The sequence below is a fragment of the Duncaniella freteri genome, from assembly GCF_004766125.1.
GTDB lineage: Bacteria > Bacteroidota > Bacteroidia > Bacteroidales > Muribaculaceae > Duncaniella > Duncaniella freteri.
In genome coordinates this window covers 439,999-461,306 of sequence record NZ_SJSA01000002.1, presented here as the reverse complement: position 1 = coordinate 461,306, position 21,308 = coordinate 439,999, and the positions used below count along the sequence as shown (strand labels likewise).

Genomic DNA, 21,308 nt, shown 5'->3' with positions numbered 1-21,308 from the left:
CTTACGCTACATTTTCGGCAGGCTGTTCAACAGGGGGAGCGGCATCGGTCGGCTCGGCTCCGGCAAAGGGGTCATCGGGATCACCATCAAAGAGAGTTGCCTGAACAACCTCCCATTTGCGGTTTACGATGTACTCCTTGACCTCATAAATGAAAGCCTGCACCGCTAAGTCGAAGTCGTCGATGTGGCTCCACTCAAATGTCTCGGATTCCATCTCTACGCCGGGAGCGTTGAGATTAAGAACCCTTGATGTGATGAGGGTGCGCCGGCCTGTCATAGTGATGATGCGGTTGTTGTCATCACCGCCGATACTGAGACCCGTTACATCGAGTTTACGGAGGAGGTCAACATTCTCGGCACTTTCAAGGTCGCTCCAGTCGATGGTGTCTGCCTCCTTCTGTTCGGTAAGGTCGGCAAAGAATGGGACCAGAGCGGCAAGTGCCACTTTGAGGTCATTATGGCACTTGTTTTTACCCTTTAAAGTAATCTCGTTGCCGTCGGCATCAATATACGATGCCTCGACACAGCCGCCTTTGCTCAATTTGGCTTTTTTGATTTTGATTTCTTGGGTTTCCATTGTTTTGAAATTGTTAATAAAAAAGCCGGGCGGCCATTTCTGACCGTCCGACGTGTTATCTTATCCTATATTCAGATATGAACGCTTGATAGTTCCTATCTTCGGGAAGTGGGAGCATTATCCCAAATTCTGTTGCTGCGTCCGCCTTGACTTTTTCAAGATAGTTTGTCATCTGCAAGGTGTTGAGGTCGGTGGTACTGCCGGGAACCCGGTACCACCTTCTGCCAACGACTACATCACGGCTAAGATACTTGGCTTTATAATAATCATGAAAGTCCTCTTTGGGAGTCCCCGTTGCCTCTTCCATACACTTGTACCACATCCACATCAATGAGTTTTGCGATATGGTACGAGGTTGAGTCTTTCGTACTATCTTTACTGTGTATTCTCCGTTACGGAGTAGTGAACACATGAGGTCGAAATCCTTATCAATAGTCACTACTCCGTTGCGCTTAATGAGATTGGCTTCCATCAGTGCGGAAACGGCAAGTCATTCACACCCGGCGAGGATGGTGAACTGTATGGCCGCTGTGCAGGAGCCGTAACGGGCGCGGTTGCCGGTGCAGGTGATGGGGCATACTGTTGGGGTTGCTGAGGATAGGCAGGAGCGGCAGGCTGTTGAGGATAACCACTGGGCATAGGAGCGGCTTGATAGCCGGGAGCCTGCTGATATTGCGGTTGTTGAGGATAACCACTGGGCATAGGAGCGGCTTGATAGCCGGGAGCCTGCTGATATTGCGGTTGTTGAGGATAACTGCCGGGCATGGGTGCCGGGGCGGGCGCACTGGGCTGTTGAGCCTGATAAGGAGAAACCGACTGCCCACTGACGGTGTTGTAGATACGATTGTTATACTCTCGACCGCTCAGAAGTCCATCCACGTTCACACGCATACCGGGATAGATTCTGTCAAGTTGAGCCATCTTGTCGCCGGTGAACTCGATTGAAACGAAGTTAGTATAAAGTTTGCCATCCTTTTCCCAAGAGTCATCAATGATGAGTTCCCGTTTGCAGAACGGCTGACCGCCGGATCTGGACTCAATCTCAATCACCGGAGTAACCGAGTGAACCAGGGCGTTTGTTGCTGAAAATTTAATCATTGTCTTTGAGTTTTATTGTGAAACTGCCCTTTTTGGCTTTTGATGAGGCATATTTCTTGTATAGTTCGGGATGATCCTTTTTGAATGTTTTGGTGTCAAAGGAGGTTGAAACGCTGTCGGCCCCGATTGTGGCACTGAATGAACCAAAATCAAAAGACTTCACTTTATGCTCCGTCATGGCGGCTCTCAATGCTGTTTTAGCCTCTTCAAGTTTCGCCTCTGCCTCCTTATATGTTTTCAGTAGTGATGTGAAATAATCCACAACATCGGGTGCTACTATCGGAGTTTGCTCTTTGACTTCGGCAGGGAGAGTTGAGCCGATGCCGAACACCGACTGATCGGGATGGAAATAGACAGGTCCATTATCGCTGAAAAAATAGGTGGTTTTAAGGAGTTCCAAAACCAACTCGGATGGTTTGCGCTCTATAACCCAGAACGCATCAGCATCGGCTTTCAGCCAGTTGCAAGCCAGCCCCTCCACCTTTAGTCCGGGGTTCTCTGCCTCAAATAACTCTGCGTAGATTGAGAGCTGCCAGGAGAGGTATTCTTTGAGGGCATCTTCACCGCTATTGAAATAGTTGGCGTTGTAGTAGCCGCAAAGCGGATAGAGTTTGATGTTGTTAGTCTTGGTATCGACAAGCCATATACCACCCGTTTTCTCGTACTGCCAAACATTGTCTATCTGCGAGGCGTAGCGCACATTGTCGGAAACAGTTAACTCGTTGGCAAGAGGTTTGAACCCGTTGAGGTGTCGGATATATGCCTCAAGTTCTGAACTCACATCCCACGTCTCATCAACATAGGAAATGTTATCACGCTCCCGGCATCCGTAGCGAGTGTGGACTATCTGAGTAGTCTGCTTGATACCGAGTTGGTCATAGGTCTGAATGGCATGGTGAACGGCGGTGCCGCGACTTCCGGCTCTTGGAATGATGAAATCTTTGACGTGCTCACTTGCATCGGGATATACACCCAATCCGAGGATTGAGTGTATAAGTCCCGTGATGCCGAGCAATCTCTTGCCGTCGAGTTGATAGCTGTGGCTATCCTCGTCGAAGATTACAGGGGATTGTTTGAACTGCATCATTTTGCGGAGGGATTTTTGATAGAGTTGATTTTTGCACACGCGGCTTTGTAGAAGTCAGTGCCATTGCTTGTCAACGCAGGAGATATTTGTGCCCATTTCTGCCAGCAAGCCTGAAATTCTGCCTCAGTGGTGGTTGCGTTCATTTCCTGAATGGCTTGGTTGAGCTGTGCGCCGGTGAACGCCATCGCTGAGGTGCCTTGACTTTGCTGAGGATGTTGGTTCTGATTGGCATCTTCTCTTGTGGATGCCTCATACTTGCTCTCATTATGCCCTGACGCTTTGGGACCATACCAGATATTGCCTCCGATTCCGAGCGGCTTCATAGCGATTGAGAGTGCATCGGTAAGAGCCATCTTGTAGCCCTCATCATTCACATAAGCACCCTTGCTCTCCATTGATACGATGGCAGAACCTCCACTGCCGGGTATAGGCTCACTCCACTCTTTTGTTTCGGGATCGCGGACGAAGAGATTGACAACGCAGAAACACTTGACCTCGTTTCCGTAGGTCTCAGTCCACTGCTTTACAATTTCGTATTTCCAGCCGAATCCGATAGGACCGAAAATCTCGGTCATTCTCTTCATGCGCCACATCGGATTCACATCGGACATCCCTTTGAGTCGGCCTGCTCTGATTGGTTTGAGCGCGTCTGCCGGAACCTCGCATCCTTGCGAGTAGAAGCGGAGGTTGTTTTCGATGATTGCCTTAGCCTCTGCCTCGGTTTTCATCTGAGCATCGTTGACCTCTTGGTCTTGCTCAACTTTTGGTTGTTTTTCCTTTGCCATATAGGTAGGTTTTTATTGGTTTGACTTTTAATATCATTGTTTCTGATATACAGTAAAGTTAGTCATTTTTAACGAGTTACGCAAACGCATTGCCCGCCATTTTTACGCCTTAACATTTACTGACATTTGACTCCGAGACGAGGAGCATAGAAGCTGAAATTCTTACGCTCAACATCGGCATCTTGGGGATACCAGGTGGCTTGTGCCGCCCATTCATAAAAGCACTCCTTACAATACCAATGATTAAGGACTGCAATGTAGACCCCTTTATCAGAGGGGAGGTATGGTCTGCCGCACCAATCGCAGATGCAGATGTCGGAGCCGACAGCATTCATCAGCTCACCAGCGGTACATTCTATAAGGAGAAACTTGCCGCGTGTTATTTGTTTAGCTATCTTCTCTGATGTATTTAAGAATTGTGTTTGACAATGAGATTACTTTCCGGCACATATCCTCATCGAACATTCCTATGTGAGTTTGCTCTATCGGGAGTCCGAAAGCAACGGACAAGACCTCATAAGCGGCAGTGCGTGGGAGATAGCCGTCTTTCCAGATGGGGTCAAAAGCCTCGTGAGCCTGATGTTTCAGTTGTCGCAGTTCTTTGTTTGCGACTCTGCCGAGTGCTTTGTCCGAGTTCTTATGACAGCCGACCCATGCCCCACACGGTTTGCAGAGATAGCACTTGGTGCCGTATGATCGCCCGTAGATTTCCGTGTCGTCAACGAGTTTCGTTGGAGAACCACAATACGGGCAACTCCAGCCGAGAAGAACAATCGGGTCATCTTTGAGATTCATTCTTAATATGGTTTGCGACCTCGGCAAATGCCTGGGCGAATTGGTCCACGTTCTCTGCATGGAGGAAGATACGCTGCCTTTTCTTTTTGCCTGGCGATTTGTCGGTAGGTATTTCCGAAATGGAAATATACGGCTGACCTTTGCGGTCGTTGTGCGCGTCGATGTAATAGACGCGAGTTCCGGCGCTGATGCGCTTGGAGATTGTTGGCTTATCCATTTTGATGATGTGTTTTGATGATGTAGTTGAGAGAGCAGGAGTCGAACCTGCTTGTAGGCTATTTAGCGGCCGCGATTATTCACCTACGCCCGGTTCAACCCGGGGGACACTCACCAAATGTCAGTCTCTCATGTGAAAAAACCGGACTATCTTCACAGACCATCCGGCGTTAATGATATTATTCTAATTTGGGGTGTGGCCGGTATGGGAATCGAACCCATGAGGGCCGATGGCTCCATCGGTTATTTCGCTCCTCACGCCTCCAACACGTGAGCTTTACCGACCAAGTGGCCGAGATTACCCGCTCGGCTATCGGGGTTTGATTAAAGATGATGCCACGACCCTCACGGGCACTCAAGGCAATCTATTGATTCTTATAATGAAAAACACCCTCACGGGCTACTATGTGGTAAGTTCATTTGTTTCTCATATTCCGGCAATGTCGCAGAACTTGGGCGGCATTGCATTTCCATTTGCTGTTTTGGGCATTGCATCCCTTTTCAGCATCAATTTCGCCGGCGGCAATCAAGTCCTCTAACTTCTTCACACCGCCAACGATTTTCGCAGCTGTATCTTTGCAGAACGTCTCACGCTCCATGACGCGGAAGATATTCTCAAGCATGATCTCCGCAGGGTTTACCGAAGTTACAAGACATCTTCCCATAGTCTATGCGGTTCTGGTTACAAAGACACATTTGTTATCTATGTCTTTTCTTGTTTTCCACTTTCGCCCCTCCATTGTTTCGGCTACAAGTGTGGTGCCGGGGGAGGTGCGAATTGAATTGTAATTATACTTGGGGACAGGAAACTGAACGACATCGCCTATCTCCATATTTCTAAGCTCTTCAGCTATGCCGAGAGTGGCTACTTTAATAGTCTTTTCCATATAGGTTGTTAATTGAGTGAGGAACGATGGGCGGGCTCGAACCGCCGACGCATCTGTTTCACAGACCGCTCTACCAACTGAGCTACACCGTTCGATTTATAATCATTCACGTTCCTATCCTTGTCTCACCCGTCAACCATTTTCAGACGGTCATAAGGTATGCTACGTTTTGATTTCGGATTCAGACGTGCTATTGATTCAGTTTATACCGGTCCATTTGCCACGAGCGGACACGACTCAACTCGCCATCCGTCATTCTTCGGCATAAGCACGGATGGTTCTTTCTTACCGTAGCACCGACCCGTTTCAAAGTGTCTTTCACCTCTCGGCATACTCGACTGCTTCTTTATCGGCTACTACTCATCGCTGATGTTCCGGCGGTCTCCCGTCCGGGCGTGTCAGCGGAAATTCCAGACTTGTCAAGGTACTCTTCTTTGGTGGTGGGAGCAGGGGGAGTCGAACCCTCCGACTTAGGACTTTCGGTCCCGGCCTTAACCGCTTGGCGATACTCCCGATTAAAACCCCTTTCGGGGTCGGGGCTCTCTTGCCCCTGGGCTATGTGCTCACTCTTGAGCAGCCGTTATGGTTGGTTTGACTTTGGCGGGGGTTACTTCTCGGGGAAGATTTCGTTCAGCAGCAATGCTATTGCCTGAACCTGACCTTTGACGCGGTCTTCTCGGTTTGTGCTATCAGAATACCAGCGCATATACATGTCACGGTCTTTCTTCGCGCTGTCGCGCTGGGCGGTAATTTCGGCAAGAGCACCATTGTGGTGTTCTTCCATCGCGGAGCGCTCTCCCATCATGCGGTAGATGATTTTGCGGAGGGTGCCAGCATCGGTGGTCTCGCAGTCAATTACAGCACCGAGAGTCTCGTCATGAAACTCAATCGGGTTGATGTGGAAGTCAAGACCCTCTCTGTCGATGAACTTGCCAACCTCGTTGGCGTCGTCGCCGGTGATTACGATGGTAAGAAGTCCGGGGTGGAGGGTTACGGTTGCAGGAGTGGATACTGCAAAGGCGGCGAGGCTGTTGTAAGAGTCCTCGTTAAGTGCCTTGTACTGATAGGCTGTGTTCTGATCCATTGTTAAAAGGTTATTGGTTTGACTTTATTTATCGAGGTAGAGGTCTATGATGGTGGAGAGAGCCGAGATTGTGGCGTTTTGAGCAAGAGTGATTACACCTGCCTCACCGATTGTCTTGGTTTCAATCTGATGCTTGTGGAAGCGGATATAATTCTCGGTTGTTTTGTAGTCCGATTTTTCGGATACCTCTTTTGCCAGATTGAGATAGCCGAGGGTAAAGGCGGCTACGTTGAGGCTGACGGACTCTTTGCGGAAATCTTCGGGAGAGATATTGAACTTCTCCATCTCGCGGACGGATGATGAAATTGCCTCCCGATACTCCCCGATGAGGGTATCAAGGTAGTTGCGGAGGTTTTGGAGTTTAGTCTCGTTTGGGGTCATCTTGCTTATATTTTGTTGATTATGTTCTTGCTCATCTCAATCAAATTTGCTAATTTTGTAGTGTTTGATTGAAGATGATGCAAAGTTAGCCCATTTGAGCTAATAATGCAAATTATGTAGGCTCGTTTGGGCTAATTTTTAGAATTATTAACATTTAGGCAATATGGACATTCTTACCCGTCTAAAGGAAATCGTTGCATATAGCGGCATGTCGATTCGCGCACTTGCCATAAGAAGCGGAATACCTCAAAAGACCCTTGATAACCAGATTAAGGGTCTTAGAGGTATCAGTATCGAAACAGTTGTAAGCATTCTTCAGGCATATCCTGAAATCTCTGCTGAGTGGCTGCTAAGGGGCAACGGTGAAATGCTCATAAGAAAAGAAGACAACTCAGAGGACATAGCGCGTATAAATGGTCTTGTGGATACAATCACTACTCTAAACGATGCCCTCAAATCCAAATCAGAAACTATCGCCATGCTCAAAGAGCGTATTACTCAACTTGAAAAACAAATCGGAAAATGAAATACTTATATTGGACAATCGGGATATTAAGCATCTTTCTATATGGATGCTCTTCTGATGATCCAACGCCGATGGCACAAGACAAATGGCTTGTTGAATATCAAGCATCCGGAATATCTGTTAACCCCGAATGTATAAATGACTATTTACGATGGTGTCAAGAAAATGAGGAAATAATGACATATTCAATCCCAGTTCGCAATATGCCATCATTTTCGTATGAATCCACTTTAATTATAAAGTGGTTAGAATATGTAAATACCGAGGAGGAAGCAAAATTCAAAACTGAATCTTTCAATACTTTGATTGGCAAAGCAGATAACTCTACTTTAGGAGCATCGTATAGAAAATTCAATCCTCAATTTACAGGACCGTGGAGGATAGTGTATCTGGAATCTTTCTCTTATATACACAGTAATAGTGAAGATTTCAACAAATGGTATGATGAAAACATTCAGAATATGATAGATGCGTCATTTCTTGTATCCGAGCCGAATTATCACTGGGAATATCCTTCTCCCCAAGCAGCATCTGATTTCTATGGCAAGAGTATTTGTGGAACACTCCAATGGTCTGTTGTGATTCCTAAGGCATCAGAGCATGAACTCCAAGAATTAACCAAGCGATTTCAATCATTCTCAATAATTGGTAAAACTAAAAATCAATATGACACATTCGTAGCAGATTATGGACCTGTAACATCCTCAAAAACATTTCCGTAAAATTGTCGGCACGGAATTAAGACCTATTGAAATTACAAGATTTTCAGCCGACTACGCAGAAGTACGACAAATTTTTCGTAACTTTGCATTCTACCAATGTCTGATGAGAAGTCCGCGTACTATCCGACAGAAAATATTTACCTTGAATAGTAATACCTGGCAATAATGAGATTAAAGCTACTATTGTTATTGACAACCATATCAATATTCTCAATTAAAACATCCATAGAGACTTCTGCAAGAACAGTAATACCTCTTGACTTTGGATGGAGATTTCAACATCAGGATTCAGATTCCTCTGTAATTGTGAATCTGCCTCATGATTATCTTATAGGGCAACCATGGATAAAGCCGTCATCAGAAGAAATACCTGACAACAGAGACGGAGCCGCCAATATTAAGAGTCGCTTGAGCGCAAGAGCGTTCAAAGAACCAACAAAAGGTGTATATTCATTGAGATTCACTCCGCAAAACAGTTGGAAAGGGAAACGTATACTACTTGATTTTGAAGGCATAATGCTCGTAGGCGATGTATTCCTGAACGGCGAATATATTGGCGGGACCGATTATGGCTATCTCGGATTTGAGATCGACATCTCTAAAAAAATATGTCATAGCCAGGAGAATGAAATCATAGTCAAGACTGACACCGGGAAGCCTTCCAACTCCCGCTGGTACACCGGAGGCGGACTGTACCGACAGGTGAAAATCATAGTCACAGACCCTACATTGTATTTCAGCAGGCATGGGTTATGCGTACAAACTAATGTTACAGACACTTGCAAAGCGAAAATAAACATCAGTATAGAGACCGAGTCACGCAGCCGAGACCATCGGTTTATTGCAGAAACGGATATATTATCACCCGACGGAAACACGCTGATATCTCGTATCGACACTATTCCGGTGAATCTTAAATGGAGGCACAGGGAATATGCACTCCATCCATTCAGAATAGAAAATCCACAGCTATGGAGCTGCGAGACTCCGGCATTGTATACAGCGCATGTGAAACTAAGAAGGCCCGACAATTCCGCCATTACCGACAGCATGTCGGTAAAATTCGGAATAAGAGATATCAAATTCTCACCGGAATTCGGATTCAAGCTCAATGGCAAGAAAGTATTGCTTAAAGGTATAGCTAATCATCACACCCTCGGAGCTCTTGGAGCTGCGGCATATCCGAAAGCGATAGAAAAACGTCTGCGATTGATTAAGGATTTCGGGTTCAACCATGTTCGCACGTCTCATAACCCTTACAGCACTGATTTTCTTAACATCTGTGACAGCCTCGGCATACTCGTGGTTGATGAGCTGTACGACAAGTGGCTCAAACAATATTCCGGCGGAAGGAAGGACTGGACCGCTCAATGGCAGCATGATCTGCCCGAATGGATTAAACGCGACCGCAATCACCCATCTGTAATCATGTGGAGCCTTGGAAACGAGCTACAAGGTTACAGCAACCTGCCTTTTAACGATTGGGGTGTAACAGCATATCGATTGCAGAAAACGCTGCTTGAACGCTATGACACCACACGACAAGTGACAGTAGCCATGCATCCTCGATACCGTTCTCTTGAAACAGACTCATTACCTGCACCATTGGCTCGTGAGACCGACATTGCTTCTTATAACTATCGCTACATGTATTTTCCAGGCGATTCACGTCGATTTCCCGACATGATTTTTTATCAGAGCGAAGCAAACCGAAGCGGCATGGGCCCCAACTTTTATGAACCTGACAACGACCGTGTAATAGGACTTGCCTATTGGGGCATGATCGACTATCTCGGTGAGTCGGCTGGATGGCCGGCAAAAGGATGGGAACAGGGAGTGTTTGATATGTCATTACAGCCAAAACCTGAGGCCTGGTTCATTAAAAGTATGTTTTCCGATGAGCCAGTGGTACATATAGGCATACAGCAAAAGAGCAATGAATCATATCTATGGAATGATGTGGAAATGAAACGTTCAGAAATGGTGGATCATTGGAATTTCCGCAAAGGTGATGTTCATGATATCACGGTATTCAGCAATGCTGATGAAGTAGAACTAAGACTCAACGGCAAAAGCCTGAAAAGACGCATAAACAATCTTAGCAACACAAAGCTCCGAAATCGTTTTGAATGGAAGAACGTTGCATATTCACCCGGCATACTTGAAGCCACAGCATACAATAGCGGAAAAAAAGTAGCAATCCACAGAATAGAGACCGCAGGAAAAGCTGTGAAACTTGTTGCAGAACCCGAAAACGCCCCATGGCGTAATGACGGATATGACTTATGCCACGTGGTAATAAGAGCTGTGGATGCAAAAGGAAGAACAGTTCCTGGCATCTCTTCAGAGATTGAGATATCGCTTAGCGGCGATGCCAGTATTGTAGCCGTTGATAACGGAGATATGCATAGTAATGAACTGCACATCCCCTACTCTGAAAAATCAGCTCGACGCTCCCTATATCGTGGAAAAGCACTTGTGATATTACGTGCAGGAAAATCAAACACTCCTATAGAGCTTAAGGCAAAAACCGCAAACTTACACCCGGCAAAAATAAATATGCAATATGTCAAACGCTAAAAGACTGATATCTGGGTGCATAGTAAAATACTGTGTTTACTATGCGCCAATACAAATCGTTGAATTGCTGTCAACAGCGGTGACAAAATGGGGACAATAATATACAAGAAAATCCCATATGATTGAAATTCAATCATATGGGATTTTTCAAAAGTGTCCGAAATGAGACTCGAACTCACACGACATAACTGTCACTACCCCCTCAAAGTAGCGCGTCTACCAATTCCGCCATCCGGACATAAATGCGGTAACATCTTGGAAGCATTTGCCACCAAAATGAGAGACTTTCGGTCGAAAAAATACGAGGGAATATTAGAGCGAAAAACGGGACTCGAACCCGCGACCCCAACCTTGGCAAGGTTGTGCTCTACCAACTGAGCTATTTTCGCGAGTAGTGTTTAGACGACCTCGGTCTCAAATTTATTTTTAATGTTCTCTTTGAGCGAAAAACGGGACTCGAACCCGCGACCCCAACCTTGGCAAGGTTGTGCTCTACCAACTGAGCTATTTTCGCAAGTTTTATGGGTTTACTTATGTCGTTTTCCCTTTTTGCGATGCAAAGGTAGATGTTTTTTTTGTTACGTGCAAATACTACGCCCCATTTTAATAGTTATTAACATTTAATTTCAATTACATTTATATGGAAACTAACAATAAATATCCGAGATTTCACATATTTACATCCACACTTGCTATATTTATAAAACTTGAGAAATGATAGCCTACTTTAAAATAATGCTGCCTTTTTACCCAACTTTTTTGAATGGATGTTGTTCTAACAATAGAAGTTTATCAAAATACATATTTACTATTATGAATACAGCACCCCTTCAAGGAATCAAGGTGATTGACTTCACCGAAGTCCAGTCCGGTCCATCTTGCACTCAACTTCTCGCATGGCTTGGCGCGGAAGTAATCAAAATCGAACGCCCAGGCGTTGGTGACGCCACTCGTAATGAACTACAGTTTGATCCCGATTGTCCGAGCTACTACTTCCTTCAACTCAACTCCAACAAGAAATCCCTCACCCTTGATGCCAAGACACCTGATGGGAAAGAAATTCTCACGAAACTTATTCAATCCTGTGACATATTCATCGAGAACCTTCATCCCGGAGCAATCGACAAACTCGGGTTCGGATGGGATGCCGTTCACAAGCTCAACCCAAAATGCATCTACGGAACAATCAAAGGATTTCCTGTCGCCTCTCAGTACAGCAGTCTGAAGGCTTATGAACCTGTGGCACAAGTCACTGCCGGAGCTGCATCTACCACAGGATGGTACGAAGGCGATTACAATATCCCTACCCAGTCGGGAGCTGCACTTGGCGATTCAAATACCGGTATGCATTTGACTATAGGTGTCCTCGCTGCTCTTGCTCAGAGAGAAAAGACCGGCGAAGGCTGCTATGTGTATCAGTCCATGCACAATGCATGCCTCAATCTATGCCGCATCAAGACCCGCGACCAGCTCACACTTGACCGCATCGGTTATCTGACCCAGTTCCCACAGTATCCTGACGGAAAATTCGGAGATTGTGTTCCACGCTCCGGAAATACTGAAGGATCGGGAGTGCTCGGATGGACATATAAGTGCAAGAACTGGGCTAATGACCCGAACGATTATGTATACGTGATCCTCCAGCGCGGAGCCAAAGATTTTGAGCTTGCCTGTCATGCTCTTGGATTTGATGACTGGCTCACAAATCCCAACTTCAACACAGCCGACGCACGCGATAAACATAAAAATGAAGTGTGGGCGCGTATTCAGGAATTCTGTATCACCAAGACAAAATTTGAGGTTACAGAATTACTCTCCAAAGCAGGTGTTCCTGTAGGTCCTGTACTGAGCACAAAGGAGATAATGACTGATCCACACAATTATGACGGCAACACCCTCGTAAAGATCGATCAGGGTGGAAAGATCGGGGAATTTGTAACTGTAGGAGTTCCGTTCACTATGTCCAACTATCAGCCTGTATATGGACCGTGTCCAGACCTCGGTGGCAACACTGCGGAAGTGCTCAAATCATACGGCTATACCGACCAGCAGATTGCTGAATTTGCCAAAAACGGAACAACTTCACCAATGCCAAAAGAGACTTCAGCCCCTGATAAGAAGGCATAACAGCCTATGTTAAAATTCAACTAAACCAAGATATGAGAAAAGATGGGACAATCAGTCCAATTGTCTCGCAATTCGAGCAACAGAAGACGGTTGTCCCCTCTTTTTTCTTAACTATAAACGAACATCACAATGACAACAAATTCACAACCTACGAATACCCCTCACTATCCTGAACAGGTGACCGGAATGTATATTCTGGCACGAGCCCTTAAAAATGTAGGAATCGAGACTGTGTACGGTCTCGTCGGCATACCTATAACCGAAGCTGCTTATATGATACAAGGGCAGGGAATACGCTTTGTCGGATTCCGGCATGAACAGCAGGCCGGTATGGCAGCAGCGACCGACGGTTTTCTAACCAAGAAGCCGGGGGTCCTTATGACTGTATCCTCACTTGGATTCATGAACGGACTTACTGCCACAGCCAATGCCACAGTCAATTGCTACCCTATGATCCAGATTTCCGGAGCTTCTGATCCTGCCATGGTGGATATGAACATGGGGACATATGAGCAGCTCGACCAATTCAATACAGCCAAGCCGGTAGTGAAAGCTGCATTCAGATGCAGCAAGGCAGAGGACATACCTTCAGCTGTTGCCAGAGCTTACCGCGCCGCCGTGTCAGGTCGACCAGGTGGTGTATACATTGATATGACCACCCCGGCATTAGGTCAGGTAATGAATCGCGAGGATGCTGAAAAGCTGCTGTATCAACCTGTAGACATCTATTCTCCGGTTGCCCCAAATCAGGAATCAGTAGACCGTGCCGTGAAGCTCCTTGCTTCTGCAAAACGTCCTGCCATCCTTCTTGGTAAAGGCGCAGCATATGCACAGATCGATGACAAGATCAAAACACTCATTGAAAAACACAACATACCATATCTTCCCATGTCAATGGCAAAAGGTCTTATGCCGGATGCCGGACCGTTAAGCGCATTGTCATGTCGATCCACTATAATGCAGAAAGCCGATGTCGTAATGATCATCGGTGCTCGCCTCAACTGGATGCTATCATTCGGTAAAGGGAAATGGAATCCCGACATGAAGTTCATCCAACTTGATGTCGAGCCACAGGAGATGGATGTGAATGTTCCCATCGCGGCTCCTGTGGTGGGAGACATGGGACTCGCACTTGATGCAATTCTTGCCAAACTTTCGGTCGCCAGTATGAGTACCGATCCGGCATGGCTCTCTGCCCTACAGGCTGAGACAAAAGAAAAGAATGTCAAGTTTCAGGCGCGTCTTGCGGCCAATAAAGGGACCATGCCTATGGACCATTGGACCGCTATCGGCATAATCAAACCCATACTTGAGTCAAATCCTGACATAATCCTTGTAAACGAGGGAGCCAACACACTCGACGACACCCGAGTCGCTATCGACATGTCACTACCACGACACCGTATTGACTGTGCTACCTGGGCCATAATGGGTATGGGTATGGGATCTGTTGTCGGTGCTGCCGTAGCGTCCGGCAAACAAGTTGTTGCTATCGAGGGTGATTCTGCATTCGGATTCTCAGGTATGGACTTTTCCACCATATGTAGATTCAATCTGCCTGTAACCGTAGTGATTCTCAATAACGGAGGCATATACAACGGCATAGGAGTGCCTATGGATAAGACATCTGATCCGGCACCAACTACTCTTGACATCAATGCCAGGTATGACAAACTCGGTGAGGCGTTCGGCGCACAGACCTACTATGTACAGACTCCTGAAGAGCTCAAAAAAGCACTCACAGAAAGTATTGCAAGTAAGAAGCCTTGCCTGATCGATGTGCAGCTTGCAGCCGACTCAGGAAAAGAGTCGGGACATATAGGCTATCTCAACCCGGCACCTCTTCAGAATATAACTGTCTGAAAGATACTGGAGACGCACAGACCCGTGTGTCAATAAAACTTTTTTCACAACAACTTCACTTCCGATTTCTATGTTACACGTTATTTTATACGCAATTGTCCCGATTATTGTGGTGATGCTTGCGGGATTCATATCCGGAAAGAAAGGCATATTCACAGGTGATGATGCCAAGAAATTCAACAAGGTCGTCCTTGACTACGCATTACCGGCAGCCCTGTTCGTCTCCATTGTGCAGGCGTCTCGTGAGATGCTTGCTGCCGATTTGAAGCTATCGCTCATCGCTCTTTTCGGTATCATGGGGTGTTTCATGATAGTCTACTTTGTATTCCTTATGTTCAAAAAAAATACAGGAGCCGATGCCGCAGTCTCCGCTCTTATCAGTGGCTCGCCGACTATAGGTTTCCTCGGGTTTGCGGTTCTTGAACCGATATTCGGGACCACACCGGCAGTGGCTCTTGTAGTAGCCATCGTTGGCATTGTGGTGAATGCCGTAGGAATCCCTGTAGGACTTTCTCTCATGAATGCATCACTTGAAAAACAGAATCCGGGATCATCCAAAAAGGAGAGTGCTTGGGCACCTGTAATTCACGCGCTTGAACAGCCTGTTGCATGGGCTCCTATCCTTGCTGTGATATGGGTATTGGTCGGCATTCCATGGCCGGCATGGCTGAGCCCATCCTTTGATCTTATCAAAGGAGCCAATGCCTCTATGGCAGTATTCTCAGCCGGCATAACTCTTTCAGCTATCAAAATTCAGATCAACTGGCAGGCCATACTCGGGTCCATCATGAAGATGGTGCTCATGCCGGCAGTCATCCTCATTCTTGGGCTCATATTCCATATGGATGTTCTAAACCTGAAAATGCTTGTCGTAGCAGCAGCCCTTCCCCCGGCATTCTCCGGCATTATTATTGCTGACGAATATGACCAATATGTAGCCACCGGCACTACCTCTCTAACTCTGTCAGTGATTCTCTTCATAGGATTCTGTCCGTTGTGGCTTTGGATCACAGAATTATGTACCCATTCTTACGGATTCTAAAAGCAGTATTCCCATAAGAAAATAACTACCCGCCAAAACCGACTGAAGAATAAGGATAAGTTATCCTATGGCATTGACGAAAAAAATTGGATTTGCCGATTCTTCTGTCGGTTTTGTCATTTTGACAAATTCATAACGATCATTCTACCTGAATATGAAAAAAATACTCGATGGATGCACTGCGGCTGCACATGTTGCATATGCGCTCAGTGATGTCGCCACTATCTACCCTATCACTCCTGTCGCTTCTATGGGTCAGACCGCACAGAAGTGGGGCATGAACGGACGCCTTAACCTTATGGGGCAACCTCTTGAAGTGATCGAAATGGAAAGCGAGCTCGGGGCAGCAGGAGCTATGCACGGAGCTCTTGCTGCAGGCTCCCTTGCAACCACATTTACAGCATCCCAAGGACTGATGCTGATGATTCCAAACATGTACAAGATTGCAGGAGAAATGCTGCCTGCGGTGTTTCATGTAGGATGCCGGTCCATAGCCACTCATGCATTGTCAATATTCGGCGACCATCAGGATGTGATGGGGTGCCGTGCCACCGGTCTTTCAATGATAGCTTCGGTTTCCGTTCAAGAAACAATGGATCTCGGACTTGTAGCCCACCTTGCAGCCATTGACGGATCTCTACCTGTGATGCACTTCTTCGACGGATGGCGGACATCTTCCGAAATGGGGACTATTGACATGATCGACTATGAAACCATCCGACCGTTGGTGGATTGGTCCAAGGTGCTTGAATTCCGCCGGAGGTCAATGAATCCGGAGCATCCCTCCTTGAGAGGCTCCGCACAGAACCCTGATGTCTATTTCCAAAATGCAGAGGCTCGTAACCGTTATTACAATGCATTCCCTGGCATCGTGCAGGCAGCTATGGACCGTGTGGCACAGGCCACCGGCAGACAATACCATCTTGTCGACTACTATGGAGCACCTGATGCTGACCGGGTGATCGTAATAATGGGCTCGGGCGGAGATGTGGTGAGCGAGACTGTCGACTATCTTAACTGTGAAAAAGGTTATAGAACCGGGGTGGTGAAAGTTCGCCTATACCGCCCCTTCCCTGTTGAAACATTACGCACAGTACTTCCCAAAAGTGTAAGGATTATCGCGGTAATGGACCGGACCAAGGAGTCAGGCGCACAGCATGAGCCGTTATGCCAAGACGTGATTTCAGCTCTGTATAGCGGCTCTGTTTTCAAACCTGACCTTAAGATCATAGGCGGAAGATACGGATTGTCAAGCAAAGAGTTCAATCCGTCAATGGTCAAAGCCATATTCGATGAAATGGGAAAAGAAAATCCACGCGACTCGTTCACAGTAGGTATCAATGACGATGTGACTCACCTGTCACTCGATGTGACCGAATGCGTTGACACCACAGTGGCATCCGACACCTACCAGACGATACTATATGCCATAGGCAATGACGGCACAGTAGGCGGCACCAAACAGGTCGCATCCATACTTGGAAATACACCAGGACTCTATGCCCAGGCTTATTTCAGTTATTCTGCCAAGAAATCCGGAGGCTACACCATATCCCAGTTGCGCATCGGACATAAACCTGTGACATCGGCTTACGGTATTGAATCCGCTGACTATGTAGGGTGTCACAAAGCATCATATGTACATCGGTTCTCCATGCTACATAACATAAAGCCCGGAGGCATCTTTGTGCTGAATTCACCTTGGACACCAGAACAGATGGTGACCAAACTGCCTCTTTCAATGCGCAAGACTATTTCAGACAAAAAACTGCGCTTTTACAACATCAATGCCGATGCCATAGCTGCCAAAGTAGGACTGTCACCAAGAATCAACATGCCCATGGAGACTGTATTCCTATACCTCAGCAGAATTATACCTTTCGAGACAAGCCTGGCAGAACTCCAACAGAAAATCAAGGAAACATACATCCACGAAGGCGGAGAGGTGGTGAATAGAAACATCCAGGCCGTGTCTATGACCATTGATGCCCTGAAAGAGATAAATTATAACTCGATAAAAGGATGGGACACCATACCGGATACATCACCACAGCACTCCCCTATCTTCAAGGACTCCACAATAAAGAATTTTATAGAGAAAGTCCATACACCATGCATAAAAGGTTATGGGAACAATATACCTGTATCGGCATTCACCCCTGACGGGACCATGCCGATGGGGACAACTGCCTATGAACATCGGCGCATCGCCACAAGGGTACCTGTATGGGATGCCGACAAGTGTGTGGAGTGTACCGAATGTAGCCTTGTGTGTCCGCATGCTGCGATACGCCCATTTATGCTTAATACCGAAGAAGCGAATGCCGCACCAAAAGATATAGTGACAAAAGAAGCTGTAGGCTCTCCATCTTTAATCGGATACAGATTCAGAATACAGAATTTTACAGAGGATTGTCTCGGGTGCTCATCATGTTCACTGATATGTCCTGGACATGCATTGACCATGACCCCCATCGAAAATGTGATCGACTCAGAATTGCCAAAGCTTGAGTGGCTGAAAACGAATGTGTCACCCAAAGAGAATCTTATTCCGGCAGAAAGTATCAACGGCTCACAGCTGCGCACCCCATATCTGGAATTCTCAGGTGCATGCGCAGGTTGCGGGGAGACTCCGTATGTAAAGCTTCTCACCCAGCTTTTCGGCAAGAGGCTGCTGATTGCCAATGCCACAGGTTGCAGCTCCATTTGGGGCGCAAACTTCCCTTCCAACGCTTATTGTACAGACCGAAACGGACATGGTCCTGCTTGGGGGAATTCTCTTTTTGAAGATAATGCGGAATATGGCTTCGGAATGCTTGTGTCAATCCAGCAACGTAGAGCCCAAGTAGCTGACATGGTAAAAGATCTTATCGAATCACCATCCACAATGCCCTACCTCAAAGAACCACTTCAAGCATGGCTGACATCTAAAGACGACCCTGAGCTCTCCGCTTCTACAGCCTCACAACTCATAACCATGTTGTCGCCAGTCAGAGATGCATCGCCTAAATATGCAGAACTGCTTGAGGCGGCTGATATGCTCGCAAAGAAATCAGTATGGGCCATCGGTGGTGACGGATGGGCCTATGACATCGGATTCGGAGGTCTTGATCATGTGCTTGCCTCAGGAGAACCAATAAAGATGCTAATAATGGATACCGAATGCTATTCCAACACCGGAGGACAGACATCAAAAGCCACCCCGAGAGCCTGTGTGGCAAAATACTCTCCGACAGGCAAATCCACCCCAAAGAAAAACCTCGGAAGAATGATGATGACATACGGCAATGTTTATGTGGCATCCATATCGCTCGGTGCTAACTATCAGCAAGCAATCGACGCGCTTGTAGAGGCTGAACGATACCACGGACCTGCAATTGTAATAGCCTATTGTCCATGTATAAATCATGGGATACGTCCGGGGCTCGGTCACTCCATAATCGAGGAAAGGAGAGCTGTCGAGAGCGGCTACTGGCCTCTGTACCGATTTAATCCTGAGGCATATGAAAGAGGAGAAGAACCTCTGACCATCGACCATGCAATCCCAGGTCCTGACAACAGCGGGACAAACGGCTCGGACACCGAAACAACTTCTGCCGGATACTCTTCCTCTGAACCTTTAAATTATGTGGCGCAATATATACATGAGGAGGACAGATACATAGACCTCAATATGATTGCACCTGAACGGGCTAATACACTTCAACCAGAGCTCCAAAAGGATTGCGACAGAGAGAACGATGCGTTGAAAAAGATTTAAGTCCGTCGTCTCTTATAACATTGGGAAAGTCCGCACAGACCACAGGAATAATCGAGTTTCCGTACATCGGGACCGAGACCGATTACACCGCTTACCGACTTGATGGGAGTCATGAGGCTTGATGATGACAGCGTCACGCCACATGGCTTCCCGTCAGGAAACATCGGGAACAATTGCTGCTGTCCGCTCACATCCCAGCCGCAATAACCCGGACTGAAACGATTGGTATGCTTCCATCCTGATGGCAAAAGCAGTGCTTCAAGAGCCTCTTCCATTCGGTCGGCAGCCTTTTCGGCAATCACACTCCCTATGGAATCAGCGATGAAAACTTTTACCATATCCCCTGTAGCCATGAGCCGATGTTGATATTCCTCGAATTCATCTCCCGCAGTCGCCACGAAATATGCGTAACGCTTTGCCCCCCTTAGTTGCCTGGCTATGACCCTACCTATTCTGTGCTCTCTGCCCATCGAGATGATAACGGAGCTGCCTTCGTCCAACTCTCCATCTGAAATAAAGAAACAATATTGAGCATTAAGCCAAAATTTTATCTCGTTGAGAACAGATTCAGCCTCTCTGAGAGTCATTTCATCAGGGATAGAATCACCATACCCCATCTGAACATACAGGTCAGATGGGGTAATCTTTAAATCGGAATAAGATAGCGTGCCGGAAATCATCGGTTAAACTCGGCAAGAGCATCAAAAAATGCATCGATATTTTCCAATGATGTATGAGGAGGAGTATCGCAACCGCTTGACAACACAAAATTGGGGTATTGGCGCATCTTTTCAAGAAGATCGAGAGTGTCACGCCTCACATCCTCCGGAGTAGCGTCCTTGAATACCGACACCGGATCAAGATTACCCATTGACAGAGCTCCTTCAGGAACCTCGGCTGTCACTTCCGCCATGTCGCATTTGTTGCCGAAATGATACGCTCCGGCACCTGTCGCCACCATAGCCTTTGTGCAATGACCGGTGTTGCCGCAATTATGTAATATGACAGTGAAATAGTCGTCCTGCACCTGATCGACGATATCTTTTACATAGTCGGACGAGAAACGCTTGCAGTCATCATCAGACATCAGTCCTGCCGCCGGTTCAGCCATCATCACACCATTCACACCTGTCTCCTTGAGTGCCATGCATAATTTCAATATGAATTCACTGCACTTGGCAAGCAAGCGGTGTGCGGCAGCCGGGTCCTGATATATGAGCATCATTATCTCCGACATGTCATAAAGACGTCCGGCAAGAGAGAACGGACCGATACATCCGCCTATCACAGGACGGTCAGTTATTGTACGTGCAGCAAGAAGGTTGGCTTTGAGATATTGTGGCACACGACCGGAATGAAGTGAGGGGACCACCAATCGGTCGATATCCGCAGCAGAATCAAGAAGATGCCCTATGACCGCAGGCACCTCATTCTCACTGAATGCAATCTGCGCTCCGAAAGCCTCAGCCTCGACGGTCAGGTCCATAATGACTGTTGCAGCAGCCGTCGGATACTTCGCAGCCAAAGCCTCAATCGATTTGTGATGCACATGTCCGTCAGTAACAGCGTTGAGCACACTATTACCGGTTATTTCTATTCCCGGATGCGTCATTACAGGGATCGCCACAACATCTTTGCGAGATATGATGCCACGCATCCATTCGGTCATATTGATTTTCTTTTTCATGTGTATGAGATGTACTGGTCTGATACGATATTGTCGTTTTGGCGTGCAAATATAACTCTTTTTGTACAATTTTATCACATTCATTTTTACT

21 protein-coding genes and 5 tRNA genes are annotated in these 21,308 nt (G+C 46.8%); 7 read left to right on the top strand and 19 right to left on the bottom strand.

Annotated features, from left to right (window positions below; genetic code table 11):
* Nucleotide 1: 1 nt before the first annotated feature.
* From EZ315_RS12020 to EZ315_RS11955, 14 genes are all read right to left on the bottom strand, one after another.
* A complete protein-coding gene (locus tag EZ315_RS12020; protein WP_135472294.1) occupies nucleotides 2-577 on the bottom strand; it encodes a hypothetical protein in 576 nt (191 codons plus the stop codon).
* 55 nt (nucleotides 578-632) lie between these two features.
* On the bottom strand, nucleotides 633-1,049 hold the full coding sequence (locus EZ315_RS12015; RefSeq protein WP_135472293.1) for a NinB/YbcN family protein: 417 nt from the start codon (nucleotides 1,047-1,049) through the stop codon (nucleotides 633-635).
* Nucleotides 1,049-1,675: a DUF3127 domain-containing protein gene (locus EZ315_RS12010; protein ID WP_135472292.1), complete on the bottom strand. Its 627-nt coding sequence runs from the start codon at nucleotides 1,673-1,675 to the stop codon at nucleotides 1,049-1,051. The genes EZ315_RS12015 and EZ315_RS12010 overlap by 1 nt, the downstream gene beginning before the upstream one ends.
* Entirely contained in the window at nucleotides 1,668-2,762 is a 1,095-nt protein-coding gene (locus EZ315_RS12005; RefSeq protein ID WP_135472291.1) for a hypothetical protein, read from the bottom strand. The genes EZ315_RS12010 and EZ315_RS12005 overlap by 8 nt, the downstream gene beginning before the upstream one ends.
* Nucleotides 2,759-3,547, bottom strand: a complete 789-nt coding sequence (locus tag EZ315_RS12000; RefSeq protein WP_135472290.1) for a hypothetical protein — start codon at nucleotides 3,545-3,547, stop codon at nucleotides 2,759-2,761. The genes EZ315_RS12005 and EZ315_RS12000 overlap by 4 nt, the downstream gene beginning before the upstream one ends.
* A gap of 116 nt (nucleotides 3,548-3,663) precedes the next feature.
* The gene (locus EZ315_RS11995; protein ID WP_135472289.1) at nucleotides 3,664-3,882 is read right to left on the bottom strand and encodes a hypothetical protein; all 219 of its coding nucleotides are present in this window, start codon (nucleotides 3,880-3,882) and stop codon (nucleotides 3,664-3,666) included.
* 52 nt (nucleotides 3,883-3,934) lie between these two features.
* Nucleotides 3,935-4,342, bottom strand: coding sequence for a zinc-finger-containing protein (locus EZ315_RS11990; RefSeq protein WP_135472288.1), 408 nt, complete (start codon nucleotides 4,340-4,342; stop codon nucleotides 3,935-3,937).
* On the bottom strand, nucleotides 4,326-4,559 hold the full coding sequence (locus tag EZ315_RS11985) for a DUF3276 family protein (RefSeq protein ID WP_135472287.1): 234 nt from the start codon (nucleotides 4,557-4,559) through the stop codon (nucleotides 4,326-4,328). The genes EZ315_RS11990 and EZ315_RS11985 overlap by 17 nt, the downstream gene beginning before the upstream one ends.
* 415 nt (nucleotides 4,560-4,974) lie before the next feature.
* Nucleotides 4,975-5,223, bottom strand: a complete 249-nt coding sequence (locus EZ315_RS11980) for a hypothetical protein (RefSeq protein WP_124076702.1) — start codon at nucleotides 5,221-5,223, stop codon at nucleotides 4,975-4,977.
* A gap of 3 nt (nucleotides 5,224-5,226) precedes the next feature.
* On the bottom strand, nucleotides 5,227-5,445 hold the full coding sequence (locus EZ315_RS11975; protein WP_135472286.1) for a hypothetical protein: 219 nt from the start codon (nucleotides 5,443-5,445) through the stop codon (nucleotides 5,227-5,229).
* Between the two features lie 21 nt (nucleotides 5,446-5,466).
* Nucleotides 5,467-5,537: transfer RNA gene (locus EZ315_RS11970), tRNA-His, on the bottom strand.
* Between the two features lie 346 nt (nucleotides 5,538-5,883).
* Nucleotides 5,884-5,958 (bottom strand) — tRNA-Phe (locus EZ315_RS11965).
* Nucleotides 5,959-6,052: 94 nt separating this feature from the next.
* Entirely contained in the window at nucleotides 6,053-6,529 is a 477-nt protein-coding gene (locus tag EZ315_RS11960) for a hypothetical protein (protein WP_135472285.1), read from the bottom strand.
* Nucleotides 6,530-6,553: 24 nt separating this feature from the next.
* A complete protein-coding gene (locus EZ315_RS11955; protein WP_135472284.1) occupies nucleotides 6,554-6,910 on the bottom strand; it encodes a hypothetical protein in 357 nt (118 codons plus the stop codon).
* Nucleotides 6,911-7,073: 163 nt separating this feature from the next.
* Here EZ315_RS11955 and EZ315_RS11950 point away from each other — a divergent pair, with 163 nt between their 5' ends.
* The 3 genes from EZ315_RS11950 to EZ315_RS11940 all read left to right on the top strand — a co-directional run bounded on the left by EZ315_RS11950 (nucleotide 7,074) and on the right by EZ315_RS11940 (nucleotide 10,738).
* Nucleotides 7,074-7,436, top strand: a complete 363-nt coding sequence (locus EZ315_RS11950) for a helix-turn-helix domain-containing protein (RefSeq protein ID WP_135472283.1) — start codon at nucleotides 7,074-7,076, stop codon at nucleotides 7,434-7,436.
* A gap of 71 nt (nucleotides 7,437-7,507) precedes the next feature.
* Nucleotides 7,508-8,158, top strand: a complete 651-nt coding sequence (locus tag EZ315_RS11945) for a hypothetical protein (RefSeq protein WP_135472282.1) — start codon at nucleotides 7,508-7,510, stop codon at nucleotides 8,156-8,158.
* A 306-nt stretch (nucleotides 8,159-8,464) separates the two neighbouring features.
* Nucleotides 8,465-10,738 carry a glycoside hydrolase family 2 TIM barrel-domain containing protein gene (locus tag EZ315_RS11940; RefSeq protein WP_242452595.1) on the top strand — a complete coding sequence of 758 codons (2,274 nt, stop codon included), beginning with the start codon at nucleotides 8,465-8,467 and terminating at the stop codon, nucleotides 10,736-10,738.
* Between the two features lie 154 nt (nucleotides 10,739-10,892).
* Here the strand turns inward: EZ315_RS11940 and EZ315_RS11935 are convergent.
* The 3 genes from EZ315_RS11935 to EZ315_RS11925 all read right to left on the bottom strand — a co-directional run bounded on the left by EZ315_RS11935 (nucleotide 10,893) and on the right by EZ315_RS11925 (nucleotide 11,252).
* A tRNA-Leu gene (locus EZ315_RS11935) sits at nucleotides 10,893-10,976 on the bottom strand.
* Between the two features lie 78 nt (nucleotides 10,977-11,054).
* Nucleotides 11,055-11,127 (bottom strand) — tRNA-Gly (locus EZ315_RS11930).
* Nucleotides 11,128-11,179: 52 nt separating this feature from the next.
* Nucleotides 11,180-11,252, bottom strand: a tRNA-Gly gene (locus EZ315_RS11925).
* A gap of 299 nt (nucleotides 11,253-11,551) precedes the next feature.
* Between EZ315_RS11925 and frc the strand changes: the two genes are divergently transcribed.
* The 4 genes from frc to nifJ all read left to right on the top strand — a co-directional run bounded on the left by frc (nucleotide 11,552) and on the right by nifJ (nucleotide 19,530).
* Entirely contained in the window at nucleotides 11,552-12,865 is a 1,314-nt protein-coding gene (frc, locus tag EZ315_RS11920; protein ID WP_135472280.1) for a formyl-CoA transferase, read from the top strand.
* 129 nt (nucleotides 12,866-12,994) lie between these two features.
* The gene (gene oxc / locus EZ315_RS11915; RefSeq protein WP_135472279.1) at nucleotides 12,995-14,728 is read left to right on the top strand and encodes an oxalyl-CoA decarboxylase; all 1,734 of its coding nucleotides are present in this window, start codon (nucleotides 12,995-12,997) and stop codon (nucleotides 14,726-14,728) included.
* Between the two features lie 70 nt (nucleotides 14,729-14,798).
* Nucleotides 14,799-15,770, top strand: a complete 972-nt coding sequence (locus EZ315_RS11910; RefSeq protein WP_135472278.1) for an AEC family transporter — start codon at nucleotides 14,799-14,801, stop codon at nucleotides 15,768-15,770.
* A gap of 154 nt (nucleotides 15,771-15,924) precedes the next feature.
* Complete coding sequence (nifJ, locus tag EZ315_RS11905) at nucleotides 15,925-19,530, top strand: pyruvate:ferredoxin (flavodoxin) oxidoreductase (protein ID WP_135472277.1); 3,606 nt, start codon at nucleotides 15,925-15,927, stop codon at nucleotides 19,528-19,530.
* Here nifJ and EZ315_RS11900 read toward each other — a convergent pair.
* Complete coding sequence (locus EZ315_RS11900) at nucleotides 19,527-20,210, bottom strand: vitamin B12 dependent-methionine synthase activation domain-containing protein (protein WP_135472276.1); 684 nt, start codon at nucleotides 20,208-20,210, stop codon at nucleotides 19,527-19,529. The two genes, nifJ and EZ315_RS11900, sit on opposite strands and share 4 nt — an antisense overlap.
* Complete coding sequence (locus tag EZ315_RS11895) at nucleotides 20,207-21,217, bottom strand: uroporphyrinogen decarboxylase family protein (RefSeq protein WP_135472275.1); 1,011 nt, start codon at nucleotides 21,215-21,217, stop codon at nucleotides 20,207-20,209. Before EZ315_RS11895 ends, EZ315_RS11900 begins: the two co-directional genes overlap by 4 nt.
* Nucleotides 21,218-21,308: the final 91 nt, after the last annotated feature.